The organism is Citrobacter sp. 21OH12SH02A-Citro (assembly GCF_027919895.1).
Lineage (GTDB): Bacteria > Pseudomonadota > Gammaproteobacteria > Enterobacterales > Enterobacteriaceae > Citrobacter > Citrobacter braakii.
Genome location: NZ_CP114801.1, coordinates 1,242,815 through 1,265,184, shown reverse-complemented (window position 1 = coordinate 1,265,184; position 22,370 = coordinate 1,242,815). Strand labels below are relative to the sequence as shown.

The 22,370-nt window shown below is 52.6% G+C and carries 17 protein-coding genes, 1 tRNA gene and 3 rRNA genes; 8 read left to right on the top strand and 13 right to left on the bottom strand.

Going from position 1 to position 22,370, the window contains the following annotated elements; all coding sequences use genetic code 11:
* Positions 1-138 precede the first annotated feature (138 nt).
* Genes rseC through rseD form a run of 5 tightly spaced genes read right to left on the bottom strand, consistent with a single transcriptional unit; the run spans position 139 to position 2,932 of the window.
* Complete coding sequence (rseC, locus tag O6D90_RS06110; RefSeq protein ID WP_016157173.1) at positions 139-603, bottom strand: SoxR-reducing system protein RseC; 465 nt, start codon at positions 601-603, stop codon at positions 139-141.
* Complete coding sequence (gene rseB / locus O6D90_RS06105; RefSeq protein ID WP_003847063.1) at positions 600-1,556, bottom strand: sigma-E factor regulatory protein RseB; 957 nt, start codon at positions 1,554-1,556, stop codon at positions 600-602. Before rseB ends, rseC begins: the two co-directional genes overlap by 4 nt.
* Positions 1,556-2,206 carry an anti-sigma-E factor RseA gene (gene rseA / locus O6D90_RS06100; RefSeq protein ID WP_019077408.1) on the bottom strand — a complete coding sequence of 217 codons (651 nt, stop codon included), beginning with the start codon at positions 2,204-2,206 and terminating at the stop codon, positions 1,556-1,558. Before rseA ends, rseB begins: the two co-directional genes overlap by 1 nt.
* 31 nt (positions 2,207-2,237) lie before the next feature.
* Positions 2,238-2,813: an RNA polymerase sigma factor RpoE gene (gene rpoE / locus O6D90_RS06095; protein ID WP_003037573.1), complete on the bottom strand. Its 576-nt coding sequence runs from the start codon at positions 2,811-2,813 to the stop codon at positions 2,238-2,240.
* Positions 2,810-2,932 carry a rpoE leader peptide RseD gene (gene rseD, locus O6D90_RS06090; RefSeq protein WP_223306697.1) on the bottom strand — a complete coding sequence of 41 codons (123 nt, stop codon included), beginning with the start codon at positions 2,930-2,932 and terminating at the stop codon, positions 2,810-2,812. Before rseD ends, rpoE begins: the two co-directional genes overlap by 4 nt.
* A 305-nt stretch (positions 2,933-3,237) precedes the next feature.
* Between rseD and nadB the strand changes: the two genes are divergently transcribed.
* Positions 3,238-4,860, top strand: a complete 1,623-nt coding sequence (gene nadB, locus O6D90_RS06085) for an L-aspartate oxidase (protein ID WP_016157174.1) — start codon at positions 3,238-3,240, stop codon at positions 4,858-4,860.
* Here nadB and trmN read toward each other — a convergent pair.
* The gene (gene trmN, locus O6D90_RS06080) at positions 4,845-5,582 is read right to left on the bottom strand and encodes a tRNA(1)(Val) (adenine(37)-N(6))-methyltransferase TrmN (RefSeq protein WP_016157175.1); all 738 of its coding nucleotides are present in this window, start codon (positions 5,580-5,582) and stop codon (positions 4,845-4,847) included. The two genes, nadB and trmN, sit on opposite strands and share 16 nt — an antisense overlap.
* 130 nt (positions 5,583-5,712) lie before the next feature.
* On the opposite strand from trmN, the gene srmB reads away from it, so the two are divergent.
* Positions 5,713-7,041, top strand: coding sequence for an ATP-dependent RNA helicase SrmB (gene srmB, locus O6D90_RS06075; RefSeq protein ID WP_016157176.1), 1,329 nt, complete (start codon positions 5,713-5,715; stop codon positions 7,039-7,041).
* Positions 7,042-7,153: 112 nt separating this feature from the next.
* Here srmB and grcA read toward each other — a convergent pair whose 3' ends face one another.
* On the bottom strand, positions 7,154-7,537 hold the full coding sequence (grcA, locus tag O6D90_RS06070; protein ID WP_003037563.1) for an autonomous glycyl radical cofactor GrcA: 384 nt from the start codon (positions 7,535-7,537) through the stop codon (positions 7,154-7,156).
* Between the two features lie 317 nt (positions 7,538-7,854).
* On the opposite strand from grcA, the gene ung reads away from it, so the two are divergent.
* Complete coding sequence (ung, locus tag O6D90_RS06065; protein ID WP_016157177.1) at positions 7,855-8,544, top strand: uracil-DNA glycosylase; 690 nt, start codon at positions 7,855-7,857, stop codon at positions 8,542-8,544.
* Positions 8,545-8,577: 33 nt separating this feature from the next.
* Here ung and O6D90_RS06060 read toward each other — a convergent pair whose 3' ends face one another.
* Complete coding sequence (locus O6D90_RS06060) at positions 8,578-9,657, bottom strand: tRNA/rRNA methyltransferase (protein WP_016157178.1); 1,080 nt, start codon at positions 9,655-9,657, stop codon at positions 8,578-8,580.
* Between the two features lie 207 nt (positions 9,658-9,864).
* Here O6D90_RS06060 and trxC point away from each other — a divergent pair, with 207 nt between their 5' ends.
* The 5 genes from trxC to O6D90_RS06030 all read left to right on the top strand — a co-directional run bounded on the left by trxC (position 9,865) and on the right by O6D90_RS06030 (position 15,587).
* Complete coding sequence (gene trxC, locus O6D90_RS06055) at positions 9,865-10,284, top strand: thioredoxin TrxC (RefSeq protein WP_003037559.1); 420 nt, start codon at positions 9,865-9,867, stop codon at positions 10,282-10,284.
* Positions 10,285-10,353: 69 nt separating this feature from the next.
* The gene (gene tapT / locus O6D90_RS06050) at positions 10,354-11,052 is read left to right on the top strand and encodes a tRNA-uridine aminocarboxypropyltransferase (RefSeq protein WP_016154057.1); all 699 of its coding nucleotides are present in this window, start codon (positions 10,354-10,356) and stop codon (positions 11,050-11,052) included.
* A gap of 36 nt (positions 11,053-11,088) precedes the next feature.
* Positions 11,089-13,749 (top strand): bifunctional acetate--CoA ligase family protein/GNAT family N-acetyltransferase, encoded by a 2,661-nt coding sequence (locus O6D90_RS06045; RefSeq protein WP_016157179.1) that lies wholly within the window; start codon positions 11,089-11,091, stop codon positions 13,747-13,749.
* A 114-nt stretch (positions 13,750-13,863) separates the two neighbouring features.
* Positions 13,864-15,219, top strand: a complete 1,356-nt coding sequence (pssA, locus tag O6D90_RS06035; protein ID WP_003835350.1) for a CDP-diacylglycerol--serine O-phosphatidyltransferase — start codon at positions 13,864-13,866, stop codon at positions 15,217-15,219.
* Positions 15,220-15,314: 95 nt separating this feature from the next.
* Complete coding sequence (locus O6D90_RS06030; protein ID WP_231040545.1) at positions 15,315-15,587, top strand: YfiM family lipoprotein; 273 nt, start codon at positions 15,315-15,317, stop codon at positions 15,585-15,587.
* Here the strand turns inward: O6D90_RS06030 and O6D90_RS06025 are convergent.
* The 5 genes from O6D90_RS06025 to O6D90_RS06005 all read right to left on the bottom strand — a co-directional run bounded on the left by O6D90_RS06025 (position 15,584) and on the right by O6D90_RS06005 (position 22,208).
* Entirely contained in the window at positions 15,584-16,882 is a 1,299-nt protein-coding gene (locus O6D90_RS06025; protein ID WP_016154060.1) for an MFS transporter, read from the bottom strand. The two genes, O6D90_RS06030 and O6D90_RS06025, sit on opposite strands and share 4 nt — an antisense overlap.
* 284 nt (positions 16,883-17,166) lie before the next feature.
* Positions 17,167-17,282 (bottom strand): 5S ribosomal RNA (gene rrf, locus O6D90_RS06020).
* Positions 17,283-17,378: 96 nt separating this feature from the next.
* Positions 17,379-20,285, bottom strand: a 23S ribosomal RNA gene (locus O6D90_RS06015).
* Positions 20,286-20,505: 220 nt separating this feature from the next.
* Positions 20,506-20,581, bottom strand: a tRNA-Glu gene (locus O6D90_RS06010).
* Positions 20,582-20,666: 85 nt separating this feature from the next.
* Positions 20,667-22,208 (bottom strand): 16S ribosomal RNA (locus O6D90_RS06005).
* Together the 16S, 23S and 5S rRNA genes with 1 tRNA gene alongside form the textbook arrangement of a ribosomal RNA operon.
* Between the last annotated feature and the right edge of the window lie 162 nt (positions 22,209-22,370).

Genomic DNA, 22,370 nt, shown 5'->3' with positions numbered 1-22,370 from the left:
GTGAAACGCCGCATTCTACACTACAACGCTGAGGCGAGGAAATGTTCATAGAGCAAGGATAGCGGGAACTGGAAACAACTTTGCAAAGTCGGTGAAACTTTTGCCGGATGGCGACACAAGCGCCATCCGGCAAAGCGATCACTGTTGGGTTTCGACGCGAATGAGATCGGGTGGAAGAGCAACGTTCAGAATGACCGGCTGCCAGGCTTCGCGCTCAGCAAGCTTACGAGAGTATCCACGGGCAATCAGGAATCCGCCCACGCCCCCCAGCACGGCACCACTTAATGCCGCAAGGTCGGAACCAAACAGCACCTGGAATAGCGCCGCAAAGAGAAAGAGCCCCGCCAACGGAGACATGTAGACCAACATCGCTGAACCCAGCAGGCTACCCTCGGCAATACCCAGTTCAACTTTTTGACCGGGCGCTAAGGGTTCGTCGCTGGGCACCACGATGGTATGCGTGGTCTGCGGCCCAAGTTTGTTCAGCACGCGGCTCCCGCATCCGGCCCGCGAAGCACAGCTGCTACATGATGCTTTAACATCACAGCTGACCGTCGCCAGACCATTTTGCCAGGAGACGACTGTCGCCCACTCTTTAATCATTGTGCAGCCCTGAACTTAATATTGTCCGCGATACGCTTCGCCGTTTGCGGTGGAAGCTCGCCCACAATCGTAATTTCCGCGTTATCACGCACGCTGGTACTAACCGTTCTACGCCCGGTTCGCAACAGCTGATCGGCGCTGTTTTGCATCGCACGGTTTACGTTCACGGAGAAACTGAACAGGCCATCAGAATATAGGCGCGATTCGATCGGCATGTTATCCATCGTCGGCAGCGGACGTCGACTGCTTGAAACTTCGCTGAAGCCTTGCGGCAACCACGACGGACTCCAGTTGAAGTTGGTTTTCTCACCCGCAGGAACTGACAGCAACGGCGGTAGATTGGCTTTCGCCAGCGTCTGCATGCTATCGCTAACGCCGTTGTTTACGGTAAAGGCGATAACGCGGAACTGTTCCAGCGTCTCGCCATCACGGTCGAGAAGATCGACGCGCATCGGCAGCTTAGTCTCCGTGTCCATCCAGACGATATAGCTGTAACGCGTACCGTCACGGGCGACAACGCGGATCACTTCACAGAGCCGATCGGCAATGCGGGTGCGACCTACTGAGATAAAGTCATAGTAGGGAGCAAGACGTTTGAAGTCGGTGTAAATCAGAGAGGGCAGAGAGTCAACGATATAGTCACCGTTCAGCGTGAACGGTTCGAGACCAGGCTCAAAATAGCTGATTTCATTGCCACGCTGCACCACTTCCCGGCGCGGTCCATCCATTTGTAACAGTTGCGCTAGCGGACGGTTATCCAGGCGGGCATGGCGATAACGTAGGGATTCAACACCCTGCTTATTGATGCTGACAAATGACAGCTCATAGGTTAGCGACTGGCTGGCCAGATTCATCTGCTGCAACAACGCCCCGGACGCAGGATTGGCCGAGGCGTTTACAGAGAAAAACAGGCTACCAGCCACAAGTGACATGGCAAACCAAAGTTGCTTCATTACTGCGATTGCGTTCCTAAAGTTTGAATTCCTGGCACCTGCACAGCGGCTTGCTGTGTTTGGGCCTGCTCAAACTGAAGCTGTTCAGAGTGCAGTCGACGTTGCAGTTCGTAGTCCTGCAACATGGCATTAATACGACGACGCTGCTCCTGTACCTGCTGTTGCTGACCGCCGCTGGCCGTCGCGTCAGAGGGTACACCCAAGCTTACCGGACTGGCTTTACCCATCATCGGTAATGTATTAAATACCGGCGTTTCGGGCTGCTGGGACGTTTCAGATTGCCCATTATAGTGCTGGACGCCAACAATAACTGCAAGTGATACACACGCGGCCACACCCATTTGGGTAAGCTGCGCGGCCCATGGACGCATTTTTTTCCAGAATGGCATTTTCTGCCACTGGTGCGGTGCTGGCTGGGCCTCAGGAATCAATGGCACCGTCTGACGTACTGGCTCATCCTGGATGGCAGCCATTACGCGGGCGGAAATATCGAAATGGAGAACGTCGGCGGTATCACCTCGCATGGAATCGCGAATCAGGTGATAACTCTCCCAGGTTTTTTGCATTTCCGGGTCCTGAGTCAGCTCTTTGAGTAACTCAGTATCCAGCGTTTCGCCATCCATTAAAGCGGAAAGTTTTTCTTTCTGCATGCCTAATACCTTTTCCAGTATCCCGCTATCGTCAACGCCTGATAAGCGGTTGAACTTTATTATCAATAGCTTCCCTCGCTCGGAAGATACGTGAACGCACCGTACCTACCGGACAATCCATGATAGCGGCTATCTCTTCATAGCTCAGGCCATCCAGCTCCCGCAAGGTTATTGCCATGCGTAAATCTTCCGGGAGGGACTCAATAGTCCGGAAAACTATCTGTCTCAGTTCTTCTGACAACATTAAGTTCTCAGGGTTCGAAATTTCTTTCAGCGCACCGCCACTTTCGTAATTTTCTGCTTCAATCGCATCAATATCACTGGAAGGTGGACGACGCCCCTGAGCGACCAGGTAATTCTTCGCTGTATTGACTGCAATACGATACAGCCAGGTATAAAAAGCACTATCTCCCCGGAACGAGTCCAGCGCACGATAGGCCTTGATAAATGCTTCTTGTACTACATCGGGTACATCGCCCGACGGTACATAGCGAGAAACCAGACTCGCCACCTTATGCTGATAGCGCACTACCAGTAGGTTAAAGGCTTTCTGATCTCCCTTCTGGACCCGTTCTACCAGGACCTGGTCCGTTAACTGCTCGCTCATCCGAGGTAAAGTCTCCCCAAACCAAATTTCCACGCGCCTTCGAAACGCCACTCCATCAGCTTCACTATGAGCAAGCAAATGCTTAGAGTGCTCAAGTTTCGTAAAGTTCCGTTACGCATTGTTTTTTGTTTGTCATGTTGTAGACAGGTCTTATCTCTCATTATAAGTCTACATAATCCGATCGACGCACTATCTGTTTAGAAATGCCCATTTCACCGCTTGCAGAGTAACCCAACGGCCACTTTATTTCATCACATAATCTGGTGCTAACGGCCTGCTTCACAAAATATTTTTGCTCATTTCGTCCTCGTCATGCTTTTTTTTCATGTTTAGTCACTGCAACACATTTAAAAATAAAACGTGCAGTATCGCGCAATGTGGTGCTATGGTGACCAAACAATGTTTAGTAAATTAAACAAAAATCATGAATACGACTCCTGAATTATCCTGTGACGTGCTGATCATTGGCAGCGGGGCTGCCGGACTCTCACTGGCGCTGCGCCTGGCCGAAAAACATCAGGTTATTGTCCTGAGCAAAGGTCCGGTCAGCGAAGGCTCGACATTTTATGCCCAGGGCGGTATTGCCGCGGTGTTTGATGAAACCGACAGCATCGATTCCCACGTTGAAGATACTCTGATTGCCGGGGCCGGCCTGTGCGATCGCCATGCGGTTGAATTTGTCGCCAGCAATGCCCGCACCTGCGTTCAGTGGCTTATCGATCAGGGCGTCTTATTTGATACGCAGGTTCAGCCCAACGGTGAGGAGTGCTATCACCTGACCCGTGAAGGCGGTCATAGCCATCGACGCATTCTGCACTCTGCGGATGCCACCGGTAAAGAAGTCGAAACCACCCTCGTCAGCCAGGCACAAAATCACCCCAACATACGGGTTCTTGAGCGCAGTAATGCCGTCGATCTGATTGTCTCCGATAAAATCGGTCTGCCGGGAACGCGTCGGGTTGTCGGAGCCTGGATCTGGAACCGTAATAAAGAAGCCGTAGAAACCTGCCATGCCAAGTCAGTAGTGTTGGCCACCGGCGGCGCGTCAAAGGTGTACCAATACACCACCAATCCAGATATTTCCTCGGGTGACGGGATTGCGATGGCCTGGCGCGCGGGATGCCGTGTCGCCAATCTGGAATTTAACCAGTTTCACCCGACGGCGCTGTATCATCCGCAGGCGCGCAACTTTCTGCTAACCGAGGCGCTGCGTGGCGAAGGCGCACATCTGAAGCGCCCGGACGGTTCGCGCTTTATGCCCGATTTTGACGAGCGTGGCGAACTGGCTCCCCGCGATATTGTTGCCCGCGCCATTGACCACGAAATGAAGCGCCTGGGCGCTGACTGCATGTTTCTCGACATCAGCCATAAACCGGAAGAATTTGTTCGTCAGCATTTCCCGATGATTTATGAAAAATTGCTGGGGCTGGGCATCGATTTGACCAAAGAGCCGGTTCCCATCGTTCCTGCCGCGCACTATACCTGCGGCGGCGTGATGGTGGATGACTTTGGCCGTACAGATGTCGACGGACTGTATGCGATCGGCGAAGTGAGTTACACCGGCCTGCATGGAGCCAACCGGATGGCGTCAAACTCATTACTGGAGTGCCTGGTTTACGGCTGGTCCGCGGCTGAAGATATCGACAGGCGAATGCCTTATGCTCGCAGCGTCAGCACCCTCCCGGATTGGGATGAAAGCCGGGTAGAAAACCCGGATGAACTGGTTGTGATTCAGCATAACTGGCATGAGCTGCGGCTATTTATGTGGGATTACGTCGGTATCGTGCGCACAACTAAACGTCTGGAGCGCGCCCTGCGCCGTATCACCATGTTGCAACAGGAAATCGACGAGTATTACGCTCATTTCCGCGTGTCGAACAACTTGCTGGAACTGCGCAATCTGGTGCAGGTTGCTGAGCTGATTGTCCGCTGCGCGATGATGCGTAAAGAGAGTCGGGGCCTGCACTATACGCTGGATTATCCAGAACAGCTTCCAGAGGCGGGCCCGTCCATTCTCTCGCCGCTAAGTCATCACATGAACAGATAAAACGCCTGGGTCAGCGCCGTGTAACCTTCAGAGTAACGTTGGTCTGGCCCACGGATCACCAGCCTGTCACTAAAGCACTCCCCGGCCTGCGGGGAGAATGCCAGCAGTACCCGATTCGGTAGTCGGGCCTCGGTTTCTGCTACATCCGTGCGCAATCGCAGATGCCAGCCCATGCCCAGTGCCTGCTGGGAAAATGCGTTACCAATCTGTTCGGGCAGCACCACACAAAAAAAACCTTCTTCCGTAATGCTGTCTGCCGCCAGCGTCAGCAATACTTGATGATCGAGCGTGGTGGTGTAGCGAGCCTGCTCGCGCTGCGGCGTGGCACATTCCACTCCCAGTTCATAATAGGGAGGGTTGCTGATGATCAAATCAAAGCGCACGGTCTGGCGCGGTACCCACTGCTGCACATCTTCCGTATGAACGTTCACGCGATGCATCCACGGGGATTGCGCGATGTTCTCCTGCGCCTGCTGCGCGGCATCAACATCAAGCTCCACAGCGTCAATGATGACGTTTTCATCTGTGCGCTGGGCCAGCATCAGCGCCAACAGGCCGCTCCCGGTACCAATATCCAGGATCCGCTTTACGCCAGCAACAGGGGCCCAGGCCCCCAATAAAATGCCGTCCGTTCCGACTTTCATTGCACAACGATCGTGTGCCACAAAAAACTGCTTAAAAGTAAATCCATTACGTCTAAGTACGGATGTAGACTGGGGCATGAAGAACAACCTTCCTGGAAAAAAAACGATAACATAGGATAAAAACAATACCTGAGAAGGTATATCCATACAAACAGATGAAGATTGCAGCCGTAACGTCTATAATCAGCGCCCCACTCAGAGGTAGAACATGACTGTAACGACTTTTTCCGAACTTGAACTCGATGAAAGCCTTCTGGATGCCCTCCAGGAAAAAGGTTTCACTCGCCCGACCGCCATTCAGGCTGCCGCCATTCCGCCTGCGCTCGATGGCCGTGATGTACTCGGTTCTGCGCCGACAGGCACCGGTAAAACGGCGGCATATTTGCTGCCAGCGTTGCAGCACCTGCTCGACTTCCCGCGCAAGAAATCTGGCCCGCCGCGCATTTTGATTTTGACACCGACGCGCGAACTGGCGATGCAGGTTGCCGAACACGCCCGTGAACTGGCGAAGAATACGCATCTGGATATCGCCACGATTACCGGCGGCGTGGCTTACATGAACCACATGGAAGTCTTTAGCGAAAACCAGGACATCGTGGTCGCCACTACCGGTCGTCTGCTGCAGTACATTAAAGAAGAAAACTTCGACTGCCATGCGGTTGAGACACTAATCCTCGATGAAGCAGACCGCATGCTGGACATGGGCTTTGCCCAGGACATCGAGCATATCGCTGGAGAAACCCGCTGGCGTAAGCAAACTATGCTGTTCTCCGCCACGCTGGAAGGAGATGCGATCAAAGATTTTGCTGAGCGTCTGCTGGAGGATCCGGTCGAAGTTTCGGCGGATCCGTCTACCCGCGAACGCAAGAAGATTCATCAGTTTTACTACCGTGCCGATGACATCGAGCACAAAACTGCCCTACTGATCCATTTGTTAAAACAGCCGGAAGCGACCCGCTCGATTGTCTTCGTACGTAAACGCGAGCGTGTGCACGAGCTGGCAGGCTGGCTGCGCCAGGCGGGCATTAATAACTGCTATCTCGAAGGCGAGATGGTGCAGAACAAACGTAATGAAGCGATCAAACGCCTGACCGATGGTCGTGTGAACGTGCTGGTAGCAACCGACGTTGCCGCTCGTGGGATCGATATTCCTGACGTCAGCCACGTGTTTAACTTCGACATGCCGCGCAGTGGCGATGCCTATCTGCACCGCATTGGCCGTACCGGTCGTGCAGGCCGTAAAGGTACTGCGATCTCTTTGGTTGAAGCCCACGACCATCTGCTGCTCGGCAAAGCGAGCCGCTATATTGACGAGCCACTGAAAGCACGCGTCATCGACGAACTGCGTCCAACCACGCGCGCGCCAAGTGAGAAATCTAACGGTAAGCCATCCAAGAAAGTGCTGGCGAAGCGCGCCGAGCAAAAAGCGAAAGAGAAAGAGAAACCGCGAGTGAAAAAACGTCACCGCGACGCCAAAAATGTCGGCAAACGCCGTAAGCCGAGCGGAGCTGCTACCCAGCAGTCCGACAAAGAGTAAACCGAATGCCGGGCCGTTTAGCCCGGCATTTTTTGTGCACAGAAAAGCGGAAGATACGTTGGCATCTTCCGCTTTCAGATTCTCTGCCAGACGGGGTTATTCCCCGTGAGCCTTACAGGCTCTCAGTAAAGGTACGAGCAATAACGTCGCGCTGCTGTTCTGGCGTCAGAGAGTTGAAACGCACGGCATAACCAGAAACACGGATGGTCAGCTGCGGATATTTTTCCGGATGCTTAACTGCATCTTCCAGAGTTTCGCGGCGCAGAACGTTCACGTTCAGGTGCTGACCACCTTCCACACGGACTTCCGGCTGTACGTCTACCGGTACTTCACGGTATTCGATTTCACCCAGTTTGCTGACAGCAACGACTTCATCAGCATTGAAACCTGCTTTCGCAACGATGCAGCGTGCTTCGCCTTTTTCGCTGTCCAGCAGCCAGAAAGAGTTCAGCAGGTCGTCATTTGCAGCTTTAGTAATCTGGATACCTGTAATCATTTGATGCCTCCCCGGCAAAATTATTTGATCTCGGTTGGCCGTCATCCGGCCAATTGGTAAAACCATTGTTGCTTGAGTGTATATATACCCCTCACACACCCTCGAATCTTTGATTTAAATCAATAAAAACCACACACGGAAAGTGGTGATAGGTGGATTTTATTGTTTTACATCAACTTACGCCACATGCACAGCTAAACTTTTTACATAAATTTTCAACTATCTTTAAGGGGTAGACCCTTGAGAAACGTACAGAATTTTGCGACGTCGAAAGAAGCAGTTAAGCTAGGGGGATTGAAAATTCGCAGGAGAGCGAGATGGCCACCGAATTAACCTGGCACGATGTGCTGGCAGAAGAGAAACAGCAGCCTTATTTTGTTAACACGCTGCATACTGTGGCGGGCGAGCGTCAGTCAGGTATGACAATTTATCCGCCACAAAAAGATGTATTCAACGCTTTTCGCTTTACCGAACTTTGCGACGTGAAAGTCGTCATCCTGGGTCAGGATCCTTACCACGGTCCGGGCCAGGCACACGGTCTCGCGTTTTCTGTCCGCCCCGGTATTGCCACCCCGCCCTCGTTGCTGAACATGTACAAAGAGCTGGAAGCAACGATTCCTGGCTTCACACGCCCAACGCACGGATATCTGGAAAGCTGGGCACGCCAGGGTGTGCTGTTACTCAACACCGTGCTTACCGTCCGTGCCGGGCAGGCACATTCGCACGCCAGTCTGGGATGGGAAACATTTACCGATAAAGTCATCAGCCTGATTAACCAACATCGGGAAGGCGTGGTATTCCTGCTCTGGGGTTCACACGCACAAAAGAAAGGTGCGATTATTGATGCGCAGCGTCACCATGTATTGAAAGCGCCGCACCCATCACCGCTCTCTGCGCATCGCGGTTTCTTTGGCTGCAATCATTTTGTACTGGCTAATGAGTGGCTGGAACAGCGAGGTGAAAAGCCGATTGACTGGACGCCGGTATTACCAGCAGAAAGCGAGTAAAAAAATGCCAGCGAATCGCTGGCATTTTTATTATCAGGCTTTGTTCTGACGCCACCACTCCGCGAGCAGCACGCCGGTCGCGACAGAAACGTTGAGCGTTTCTACGTTCCCCGTACCGTCTATCGCCACACACAGGTCGTCGGCTGAGCATGCTGCTTCTGGCAGAGCCTCACGCTCACGCCCTAATACCAGCACCATTTTTTCCGGCAACGTGGTAGTAAACAGCGGCTTGCCTTTCACGCTTGAGGTCATCACTACCGTGTAACCCGCTTTACGGAAGTCGTCCAGCACATCGACAATACTGTCACCGGTGATCGGCTGAACGTGCTCAGCTCCGCCTTCAGCGGTGCGGATAGCCGCACCTGATTCCAACAGCGCCGCATCCTGTACCACTACGCCTTTCACACCGAAGTGCGCGCAGCTACGCATCATGCCGCCCAGGTTGTGCGGGTTAGCAATGTCTTCCAGGGCCAGCACGCAATCCTGCGCCCCGGCCTGACCAACCCACTGCTTAACAGTGGTACCGTTACGTTTTTTGATCAGGAAACAGACGCCGCCATGGTGTTCAGTGCCGGAGGCTTTCGCCAGCTCGGCTTCGTCAACCACGTGGTAGGCTTTGCGGTTCGCCGCCATCCAGCGTAATGCTTCTTTAAAGCGCGGGGTTACGCTCTGAACAAACCAGGCGCGAACAATAGCGTCCGGACGACTCTGGAACAGAGCCTGACAGGCATTCTCACCGTAAACGCGGGTTTCTTCCGCGCGCTGACGACGTAATACTTCAGGATCGATAAAGCTTTTGCCGCTGATACCACCGTGATCGGCTTTGTCTGCTGCATCATCATTCGGTGCGCGGGACACGGTACGCCATGGTGAATCTTCACGTCCACGGTCGCGTTCTACATCGCGGCCACGACCACGTTCACGACCACGTTCGCTGTTCGGACCCTTTCTGTCATCACGGGCAGGGCGACGACCGCCTTCGGCTCGGGAAGTACCGGGGCGACCGCCGCCTTTACCAGTACGTGGATTTTGGGTGCGTTTGTCCGAGTCATCGTCACTGCGGACGTACATCACTTTGACCTTGCCGTTTTTATTCTTCAGTTCGTCGCTCATGTTTTTCTCCACCTGCTCTGCGCGAAGCGCGAAGATTACCCGATGTGCACGTCGTTAGCCATTATTTCATTTAAAAGCTAAGGACTATTGTACTCATTGAATAAAACGTATTGTTGTTTAGAACAGACTCCCCGATAATATGTAACATAATAGAAACATACTGGTGTTACTGCCGTGAAGTCCACTCCACTCATCCAGAGGTTAGTTATGAATACCGTTTGTACCAGCTGCCAGGCTATCAACCGCATCCCCGACGATCGTGTCCAGGAAGCGGCTAAATGCGGACGCTGTGGTCACGACCTGTTTGATGGGGAGGTGATCAATGCGACCGGTGAAACACTGGATAAACTGTTAAAAGACGATCTCCCGGTGGTGGTTGATTTTTGGGCCCCCTGGTGTGGTCCATGCCGTAACTTCGCCCCGATTTTTGAAGATGTCGCGGAAGAGCGTAGCGGTAAAGTGCGTTTTGTTAAAGTGAATACAGAAGCCGAGCGAGAACTCAGCGCCCGTTTCGGTATCCGCAGCATCCCGACCATTATGATCTTCAGAAAAGGTGAAATCGTCGACATGCTTAATGGCGCCGTACCTAAAGCCCCGTTTGATAGCTGGCTTAACGAATCATTATAATCTCTACGGGGCGCATCTTGTGCCCCGTTTTCACCTCTGCGACAATAGCGTTTTTCAACGTGTTCTCCCATGACCGATAACGCTGTTCTTCAGTTACGCGCTGAGCGCCTCGCGCGCGCCACGCGCCCTTTCCTTGCCCGAGGTAATCGCATTCGCCGCTGTCAGCGCTGCCTGCTGCCGCTGAAGCTCTGCTTGTGCGCAACGCTGGTGCCGTCTGAGGCCAAAAGCCGCTTTTGTCTGGTGATGTTTGATACCGAGCCGATGAAGCCCAGCAACACGGGACGTTTGATTGCCGATATTTTGCCCGATACCACGGCGTTTCAGTGGTCACGCACCGAACCGCCGCAGGCGCTGCTCGAACTGGTGAAAAATCCGGATTACCAGCCGATGGTTGTATTCCCGGCATCCTATGCGGGCGAAGAGCGTGAAGTGATTTTCGCTCCACCAGCCGGTAAACCGCCGTTGTTTATCATGCTTGATGGTACCTGGCCTGAAGCGCGTAAAATGTTCCGCAAAAGCCCGTACCTTGATAACCTGCCGGTGATCTCCGTTGATTTATCGCGACTTTCCGCTTACCACCTGCGTGGCATTCACGCCGAAGGGCAATACTGTACTGCCGAAGTGGCCATCGCGTTGTTGGATCTGGCGGGCGATACGCAAGCCGCGGAGGGGTTGAGCGAACATTTCACTCGCTTTAAAACCCGCTACCTGGCAGGAAAAACTCAACATCAGGGAAGCGTCACAGCAGACTCGCCAGAAAGCGTTTAAAATCATTCGGTCACTGGTGTCATTAAGGAAGCCGATATGAGTCAGCGTGGTCTGGAAGCACTACTGCGACCGAAATCCATTGCGGTGATTGGGGCGTCAATGAAGCCTAATCGCGCAGGTTACCTGATGATGCGTAACCTGCTTGCCGGCGGTTTCAATGGACCTGTTTTACCAGTGACGCCAGCATGGAAAGCGGTGTTGGGCGTCCTGGCCTGGCCCAATATCAACAGCCTGCCTTTTAGCCCAGACCTTGCCGTGTTGTGCACCAATGCCAGCCGCAACCTGGCATTACTCGAAGCGCTTGGCGAGAAAGGCTGTAAAACCTGCATTATTCTTTCAGCTCCCGCATCGCAGCACCTGGAATTGTTGGCCTGCGCCGCACGCTACAACATACGTCTCCTCGGCCCAAACAGCCTGGGACTTCTCGCGCCCTGGCAGGGGCTTAACGCCAGCTTTTCCCCCGTCCCCATCAAGCGCGGTAAGTTGGCATTTATTTCCCAGTCAGCGGCGATTTCCAACACCATTCTGGACTGGGCGCAGCAGCGCGACATGGGTTTTTCCTGGTTTATCGCGCTGGGCGACAGCCTTGATATCGACGTTGATGAACTGCTGGATTACCTGGCGCGCGACAGTAAAACCAGCGCGATATTACTGTATCTCGAACATTTAAGTGATGCCCGGCGCTTTGTCTCCGCCGCCCGTAGCGCCTCGCGCAATAAACCCATTCTGGTGATTAAGAGTGGTCGCAGTCCGGCTGCACAGCGTTTACTGCATACCAGTGCAGGGATGGACCCTGCGTGGGACGCAGCTATCCAGCGCGCCGGTTTATTACGCGTACAAGACACTCACGAGCTCTTCTCTGCGGTAGAAACCCTGAGCCACATGCGTCCACTGCGCGGCGACAGGCTGATGATCATCAGTAATGGGGCCGCGCCTGCCGCACTGGCATTAGATGAGCTGTGGTCAAAAAATGGCAAGTTGGCGACACTGAGTGAAGATACCTGCCAGAAATTACGCGATGCGTTACCTGAACATATTGATATCGCCAACCCGCTGGATCTGCGTGATGACGCCAGCAGCGAACACTACGTTAAGACGCTGGATATCTTGCTCGCCAGCCAGGATTTCGACGCACTGATGGTGATTCACTCACCCAGCGCAGCCGCCCCGGGAACAGAAAGCGCGCAAGCGTTAATCGAGGCGGTAAAACGTCATCCCCGCGGTAAGTTCGTCTCGTTGCTGACCAACTGGTGCGGAGAGTTTTCCTCCCAGGAAGCCCGTAGACTGTTTAGCGAAGCCGGATTACCTACCTACCGCACGCCAGAAGGCACCATCACCGCGTTTATGCATATGGTGGAGTACCGGCGTAACCAGAAGCAACTGCGGGAAACCCCTGCGCTGCCCGACTACCTGACCACCAACACCGCCGAGGCGCATAATCTGTTACAGCAGGCGATTGCTGAAGGAGCAACGTCGCTGGATACCCATGAAGTGCAGCCGATTTTACAAGCCTATGGCTTACACACGCTGCCGACGTGGATCGCCAGCGACAGCGCTGAAGCCGTACACATCGCGGAGCAAATCGGTTACCCGGTGGCGCTAAAGCTGCGTTCTCCTGATATCCCGCATAAATCAGAAGTTCAGGGGGTAATGCTCTACCTGCGGACGGCAACAGAGGTGCAGCAGGCAGCCAATGCGATTTTTGATCGGGTAAAAATGGCCTGGCCGCAGGCGCGCATTCACGGTTTATTAGTACAAAGTATGGCGAATCGCGCTGGCGCTCAGGAGCTGCGCGTCGTCGTTGAACACGACCCGGTATTTGGCCCGTTGATTATGCTTGGTGAAGGCGGAGTTGAGTGGCGACCAGAAGAGCAGGCCGTGGTGGCGTTGCCGCCATTGAACATGAATCTGGCGCGTTATCTGGTGATCCAGGGGATCAAAAATAAAAAGATCCGCGCTCGCAGCGCATTACGCCCATTGGATATCGCCGGGTTAAGTCAGCTTCTGGTGCAGGTCTCCAATCTGATCGTCGATTGTCCGGAAATTCAGCGTCTGGATATTCATCCGCTGTTGGCCTCCGCCGGTGAATTTACCGCGCTGGATGTCACGCTGGACATTGCCCCTTTCACGGGCGATAACGAAAGCAGGCTGGCTATACGTCCCTACCCCCATCAGCTTGAAGAATGGGTGGAGTTGAAGAACGGCGAGCGTTGCTTGTTCCGCCCTATTTTGCCCGAGGATGAACCTCATCTGCAGCAGTTCATTTCTCAGGTAACAAAAGAAGATCTTTATTATCGCTATTTCAGTGAGATCAACGAATTTACCCACGAAGATTTAGCCAATATGACGCAGATCGACTACGATCGGGAAATGGCCTTTGTTGCGGTACGCTGTAAAAACAATCAGCAAGAGATCCTCGGCGTAACGCGAGCAATCTCGGATCCTGATAACATTGACGCCGAGTTCGCCGTGCTGGTTCGTTCAGATCTCAAAGGGCTTGGACTGGGTCGCCGGTTGATGGAAAAATTAATTGCATATACCCGAGATCACGGACTTAGACGTTTGAATGGTATTACGATGCCAAACAATCGTGGGATGGTCGCCCTGGCCCGGAAACTCGGGTTCGCTGTTGACGTCCAACTCGAAGAGGGAATTGTTGGGCTAACGCTTAATCTGGCCCAATTTGAGGAATCGTGAGTAAGGTACTGGAAATGTTGACCACATTAATAGGTACTGGTGGTATCATTACCCGCTTATGTCGTCTGCATAGCACAGAGGACCCTTCAATGAACAGAGAAGAAATGCACTGTGATGTTGTCAAAATTTAAGCGTAATAAACATCAACAACACCTTGCCCAACTACCCAAGATTTCTCAGTCAGTTGATGATGTAGATTTCTTTTATGCTCCCGCTAATTTCAGGGAGACTCTGCTGGAAAAAATAGCCAGCGCGACGCGACGGATCTGCATTATTGCGCTGTACCTGGAACAGGATGACGGTGGCAAAGGCATACTCGACGCGCTCTATGCGGCAAAACGGCAGCGTCCTGAACTGGATGTCCGGGTGCTTGTCGACTGGCACCGAGCCCAGCGCGGACGTATTGGTGCTGCGGCATCGAATACCAACGCTGACTGGTATTGCCGAATGGCACAAGAAAACCCAGGTATTGATATTCCTGTCTACGGTGTTCCGATTAACACCCGAGAAGCGCTTGGCGTCCTGCATTTTAAAGGCTTTATCATCGATGACAGCGTCCTGTATAGCGGGGCCAGCCTGAATGATGTTTATCTGCATCAGCATGATAAATATCGCTATGACCGTTATCAGTTGATTCGCAACGCGCAAATGGCCGATATCATGTTCGATTGGGTCACGCAGAACCTGATGAACGGTCGCGGCGTTAATCGCCTTGATGATATTAATCGCCCTAAAAGCCCGGAAATTAAAAACGACATCCGCCTGTACCGCCAGGAACTGCGCGATGCGTCATTCCATTTTCAGGGTGATGCGGATAATGAACAGCTCTCGGTAACGCCTCTGGTAGGCCTTGGAAAATCCAGTCTGTTAAATAAGACCATTTTCCACCTTATGCCCTGCGCGGAGCACAAGCTCACAATCTGTACCCCTTATTTCAACCTGCCCGCTATACTGGTGCGCAATATCATTCAGCTGCTGCGTGAAGGCAAAAAGGTCGAGATCATTGTCGGTGATAAAACCGCCAACGACTTTTTCATTCCAGAAGATGAGCCATTTAAAATCATCGGCGCGCTGCCCTACCTGTATGAAATTAACCTGCGCCGTTTCCTGAGCAGACTGCAATATTACGTGAATACCGACCAACTGGTCGTGCGCTTATGGAAAGATGATGACAACACCTATCATCTGAAAGGCATGTGGGTTGATGATAAATGGATGCTGCTCACCGGCAACAACCTTAACCCTCGCGCCTGGCGTCTGGATCTGGAAAACGCCATCCTTATCCACGATCCGAAGCAAGAGCTGACTCCCCAGCGCGATAAAGAACTGGAGCTTATTCGCACGCATACCACCGTCGTTAAGCACTATCGCGACCTGCAAAGCATTGCCGACTATCCAGTCAAAGTGCGTAAGCTCATCCGTCGACTACGCCGTATCCGTATCGACAGATTAATTAGCCGTATTCTGTAACCAAGACCCCGTCCAGTGACGGGGTTTTTCCTATGGAGGCAACGGTGCGCTTGTTTATTCTTTTCAGTATCCTGGCCATTTCTGGCTGCAGCCACATGGCAAACGACCGCTGGAGCGGACAAGACAAGGCTCAACACTTTATCGCCTCCGCTATGCTCTCCGCAGCTGGAAACGAATATGCTCAACATCAGGGCAACAGCCGCGATCGCAGCGCGGCTATCGGCCTGATGTTCTCTGTCAGCCTGGGCGCGTCAAAAGAGTTATGGGACAGCCGTCCCGCTGGGAGCGGCTGGAGCTGGAAAGACTTCGCCTGGGATGTTGCAGGTGCGTCTACCGGCTATGCGGTCTGGCAACTGGCACATCACTAGAGGCGCAGACCTTTCCCCTTCCCATGCAGCATCAGCGATACCAAAAATGCGACTATTGCCAGTGCTGTAACGTACCAGAAGAATGTTGTTTCCATACCGACAGACTTCAGGGATAACGCAACATATTCGGCTGAGCCACCAAACAGAGCATTGGCCACCGCATAAGATAATCCAACCCCCAGAGCGCGCACCTGTGCCGGGAACATCTCGGCCTTCAGAATACCGCTGATTGACGTATAGAAACTCACAATCAGCAAAGCACACATCACCAGAGCAAACGCCATATACGGAGACGTCACGCTTTGCAACGCTGTCAGAATGGGGACGGTGAAAATCGCGGCCAACGCGCCAAAACACAGCATTGAAGTACGTCGGCCAATTTTATCTGACAAGGCACCGAACAACGGTTGCACCAGCATAAACACACACAGTGCCGCCGTCATAATCCCACTGGCTACGTTGGCATGCATACCGGCAGTGTTAACCAGGTACTTCTGCATGTAGGTTGTGAACGTGTAAAAACACAGCGAGCCAGCAGCGGTAAAGCCAAGCACCATGATGAAGGCTTTGCGATTACGCCACAGACCTTTCAGAGAGCCAGCTTCTTTCAGCGCGCGAACGTCCTGTTTCGAGGTTTCATCCAACTGTCGACGCAGCCATAACGCAACAATAGCCAGTACGGCGCCCAACGCAAATGGAATACGCCAACCCCACGATCTTAGCGCTGAGTCTTCTAACGTTTGCTGTAATATGACCACAACCAGCAGTGCCAGTAACTGCCCGCCGATTAACGTCACGTACTGGAAGGAAGCATAAAAACCTTTCTTACCTTCAACGGCTACTTCACTCATATAGGTAGCGCTGGTCCCGTATTCACCACCCACAGACAGCCCCTGAAATAACCTAGCCAGCAGCAATAGAGCAGGAGCCCAGGTACCGATGGTTTCATATCCCGGAAGACAAGCGATCACCAGCGATCCCATACACATCATACAAACTGATAGCAGCATCGACTTTTTACGCCCGTGCTTATCCGCGATGCGACCAAACAGCCAGCCGCCAATCGGTCGCATCAGAAAGCCTGCAGCAAAAACTCCGGCTGTTTGTAAGAGTTGCGTGGTGGTGTTTCCTGATGGAAAAAAGATATGAGCAAAATAGAGAGAGCAGAAAGAATAGATATAGAAATCAAACCATTCGACCAGATTCCCTGATGATGCTCCGACAATCGCCCATATACGACGCCGAGTATCGCCGTCTGCCAGCGCCCCGTTCTCAGTTACACTGCTATCAGCCATTAGAATTGTACCCCTGCCAACGATTGCATTAATTTATCAATGGTGGTTGTGTCTTTTTTGGTGAAATAAATGTTATATAATTGTTATAAATTATTATGAGAGAAAGATCACGGTTTTCATTAGCAGAGAAAGGATTCAGATATGTTCGAGAAAGAGAAAAATCGGTTTGAAATAGAGTGGGCTTTTATGGGCTGGATAAAACGGTACGCTGCACCCGGCAGTTTTCACTCCCTGCAGACGCAAAAAAGCCCATCCGGCAGGATGGGCTTCTTCACTTATTTGATGCCTGGCAGTTCCCTACTCTCGCATGGGGAGACCCCACACTACCATCGGCGCTACGGCGTTTCACTTCTGAGTTCGGCATGGGGTCAGGTGGGACCACCGCGCTACAGCCGCCAGGCAAATTCTGTTTATCAACACGCTTTTCGCATGTCGATGTAATCTGTAATCAAGCTGAATTTCGATGTCTCTTTCGCCAAAACACCTTCGGCGTTGTAAGGTTAAGCCTCACGGTTCATTAGTATCGGTTAGCTCAACGTATCGCTACGCTTACACACCCGACCTATCAACGTCGTCGTCTTCAACGTTCCTTCAGGACCCTTAAAGGGTCAGGGAGAACTCATCTCGGGGCAAGTTTCGTGCTTAGATGCTTTCAGCACTTATCTCTTCCGCATTTAGCTACCGGGCAATGCCATTGGCATGACAACCCGAACACCAGTGATGCGTCCACTCCGGTCCTCTCGTACTAGGAGCAGCCCCCCTCAATTCTCCAGCGCCCACGGCAGATAGGGACCGAACTGTCTCACGACGTTCTAAACCCAGCTCGCGTACCACTTTAAATGGCGAACAGCCATACCCTTGGGACCTACTTCAGCCCCAGGATGTGATGAGCCGACATCGAGGTGCCAAACACCGCCGTCGATATGAACTCTTGGGCGGTATCAGCCTGTTATCCCCGGAGTACCTTTTATCCGTTGAGCGATGGCCCTTCCATTCAGAACCACCGGATCACTAAGACCTGCTTTCGCACCTGCTCGAGCCGTCACTCTCGCAGTCAAGCTAGCTTATGCCTTTGCACTAACCTCCTGATGTCCGACCAGGATTAGCTAACCTTCGTGCTCCTCCGTTACTCTTTAGGAGGAGACCGCCCCAGTCAAACTACCCACCAGACACTGTCCGCAACCCGGATCACGGGTCTACGTTAGAACACCAGCCATTAAAGGGTGGTATTTCAAGGTTGGCTCCATGCAGACTGGCGTCCACACTTCAAAGCCTCCCACCTATCCTACACATCAAGGACCAGTGTTCAGTGTCAAGCTATAGTAAAGGTTCACGGGGTCTTTCCGTCTTGCCGCGGGTACACTGCATCTTCACAGCGAGTTCAATTTCACTGAGTCTCGGGTGGAGACAGCCTGGCCATCATTACGCCATTCGTGCAGGTCGGAACTTACCCGACAAGGAATTTCGCTACCTTAGGACCGTTATAGTTACGGCCGCCGTTTACCGGGGCTTCGATCAAGAGCTTCTCCTTACGGATAACCCCATCAATTAACCTTCCGGCACCGGGCAGGCGTCACACCGTATACGTCCACTTTCGTGTTTGCACAGTGCTGTGTTTTTAATAAACAGTTGCAGCCAGCTGGTATCTTCGACTGATTTCAGCTCCATGAGTAAATCACTTCACCTACATATCAGCGTGCCTTCTCCCGAAGTTACGGCACCATTTTGCCTAGTTCCTTCACCCGAGTTCTCTCAAGCGCCTTGGTATTCTCTACCTGACCACCTGTGTCGGTTTGGGGTACGATTTTGTGTTACCTGATGCTTAGAGGCTTTTCCTGGAAGCAGGGCATTTGTTACTTCAGCACCGTAGTGCCTCGTCATCACACCTCAGCGTTAACAAGACTCCGGATTTACCTGGAATCTCCGCCTACATGCTTAAACCGGGACAACCGTCGCCCGGCTAACATAGCCTTCTCCGTCCCCCCCTCGCAGTAACACCAAGTACAGGAATATTAACCTGTTTCCCATCGACTACGCCTTTCGGCCTCGCCTTAGGGGTCGACTCACCCTGCCCCGATTAACGTTGGACAGGAACCCTTGGTCTTCCGGCGTGCGGGTTTTTCACCCGCATTATCGTTACTTATGTCAGCATTCGCACTTCTGATACCTCCAGCATGCCTCACAGCACACCTTCAACGGCTTACAGAACGCTCCCCTACCCAACAACACATAGTGTCGCTGCCGCAGCTTCGGTGCATGGTTTAGCCCCGTTACATCTTCCGCGCAGGCCGACTCGACCAGTGAGCTATTACGCTTTCTTTAAATGATGGCTGCTTCTAAGCCAACATCCTGGCTGTCTGTGCCTTCCCACATCGTTTCCCACTTAACCATGACTTTGGGACCTTAGCTGGCGGTCTGGGTTGTTTCCCTCTTCACGACGGACGTTAGCACCCGCCGTGTGTCTCCCGTGATAACATTCTTCGGTATTCGCAGTTTGCATCGGGTTGGTAAGTCGGGATGACCCCCTAGCCGAAACAGTGCTCTACCCCCGAAGATGAGTTCACGAGGCGCTACCTAAATAGCTTTCGGGGAGAACCAGCTATCTCCCGGTTTGATTGGCCTTTCACCCCCAGCCACAAGTCATCCGCTAATTTTTCAACATTAGTCGGTTCGGTCCTCCAGTTAGTGTTACCCAACCTTCAACCTGCCCATGGCTAGATCACCGGGTTTCGGGTCTATACCCTGCAACTTAACGCCCAGTTAAGACTCGGTTTCCCTTCGGCTCCCCTATTCGGTTAACCTTGCTACAGAATATAAGTCGCTGACCCATTATACAAAAGGTACGCAGTCACCCCATAAAGAGGCTCCCACTGCTTGTACGTACACGGTTTCAGGTTCTTTTTCACTCCCCTCGCCGGGGTTCTTTTCGCCTTTCCCTCACGGTACTGGTTCACTATCGGTCAGTCAGGAGTATTTAGCCTTGGAGGATGGTCCCCCCATATTCAGACAGGATACCACGTGTCCCGCCCTACTCTTCGAGTTCACAACACATGCACTTTTGTGTACGGGACTATCACCCTGTACCGTCGGACTTTCCAGACCGTTCCACTACCACACATGCTGATTCAGACTCTGGGCTGCTCCCCGTTCGCTCGCCGCTACTGGGGGAATCTCGGTTGATTTCTTTTCCTCGGGGTACTTAGATGTTTCAGTTCCCCCGGTTCGCTTCATTACGCTATGTATTCACGTAATGATAGTGTGACGAATCACACTGGGTTTCCCCATTCGGAAATCGCCGGTTATAACGGTTCATATCACCTTACCGACGCTTATCGCAGATTAGCACGTCCTTCATCGCCTCTGACTGCCAGGGCATCCACCGTGTACGCTTAGTCGCTTAACCTCACAACCCGAAGATGTTTCGTAAAACACTTCAGTGTTGCGAAAATTTGAGAGACTCGGACACACCGCTTTTCATTTCTTGTTTACGGAGAAATGAAACAGTGTATCGTTTCAATTTTCAGCTTGATCCAGATTTTTAAAGAGCAAATATCTCAAACAAGACTCGAAAATCTGTTTTGAGATACTTCGGTCGGCGACTTTCACTCACACATACCAGCAAGTGGCGTCCCCTAGGGGATTCGAACCCCTGTTACCGCCGTGAAAGGGCGGTGTCCTGGGCCTCTAGACGAAGGGGACACTGAAGTCTCAATCGCAAGACGCCTTGCTATTTACTTTTCATCAGACAATCTGTGTGAGCACTACAAAGAACGTTTCTTTAAGGTAAGGAGGTGATCCAACCGCAGGTTCCCCTACGGTTACCTTGTTACGACTTCACCCCAGTCATGAATCACAAAGTGGTAAGCGCCCTCCCGAAGGTTAAGCTACCTACTTCTTTTGCAACCCACTCCCATGGTGTGACGGGCGGTGTGTACAAGGCCCGGGAACGTATTCACCGTGGCATTCTGATCCACGATTACTAGCGATTCCGACTTCATGGAGTCGAGTTGCAGACTCCAATCCGGACTACGACATACTTTATGAGGTCCGCTTGCTCTCGCGAGGTCGCTTCTCTTTGTATATGCCATTGTAGCACGTGTGTAGCCCTACTCGTAAGGGCCATGATGACTTGACGTCATCCCCACCTTCCTCCAGTTTATCACTGGCAGTCTCCTTTGAGTTCCCGACCGAATCGCTGGCAACAAAGGATAAGGGTTGCGCTCGTTGCGGGACTTAACCCAACATTTCACAACACGAGCTGACGACAGCCATGCAGCACCTGTCTCACGGTTCCCGAAGGCACCAAGGCATCTCTGCCAAGTTCCGTGGATGTCAAGAGTAGGTAAGGTTCTTCGCGTTGCATCGAATTAAACCACATGCTCCACCGCTTGTGCGGGCCCCCGTCAATTCATTTGAGTTTTAACCTTGCGGCCGTACTCCCCAGGCGGTCGACTTAACGCGTTAGCTCCGGAAGCCACGCCTCAAGGGCACAACCTCCAAGTCGACATCGTTTACGGCGTGGACTACCAGGGTATCTAATCCTGTTTGCTCCCCACGCTTTCGCACCTGAGCGTCAGTCTTTGTCCAGGGGGCCGCCTTCGCCACCGGTATTCCTCCAGATCTCTACGCATTTCACCGCTACACCTGGAATTCTACCCCCCTCTACAAGACTCTAGCCTGCCAGTTTCGGATGCAGTTCCCAGGTTGAGCCCGGGGATTTCACATCCGACTTGACAGACCGCCTGCGTGCGCTTTACGCCCAGTAATTCCGATTAACGCTTGCACCCTCCGTATTACCGCGGCTGCTGGCACGGAGTTAGCCGGTGCTTCTTCTGCGAGTAACGTCAATTGCTGTGGTTATTAACCACAACACCTTCCTCCTCGCTGAAAGTACTTTACAACCCGAAGGCCTTCTTCATACACGCGGCATGGCTGCATCAGGCTTGCGCCCATTGTGCAATATTCCCCACTGCTGCCTCCCGTAGGAGTCTGGACCGTGTCTCAGTTCCAGTGTGGCTGGTCATCCTCTCAGACCAGCTAGGGATCGTCGCCTAGGTGAGCCGTTACCCCACCTACTAGCTAATCCCATCTGGGCACATCCGATGGCAAGAGGCCCGAAGGTCCCCCTCTTTGGTCTTGCGACGTTATGCGGTATTAGCTACCGTTTCCAGTAGTTATCCCCCTCCATCGGGCAGTTTCCCAGACATTACTCACCCGTCCGCCACTCGTCACCCAAGGAGCAAGCTCCTCTGTGCTACCGTTCGACTTGCATGTGTTAGGCCTGCCGCCAGCGTTCAATCTGAGCCATGATCAAACTCTTCAATTTAAGTTTGATGCTCGTGAATTAAACTTCGTAATGAATTACGTGTTCACTCAGAGACTTGGTATTCATTTTTCGTCTTGCGACGTTAAGAATCCGTATCTTCGAGTGCCCACACAGATTGTCTGATAAATTGTTAAAGAGCAGTGCCGCTTCGCTTTTTCTCAG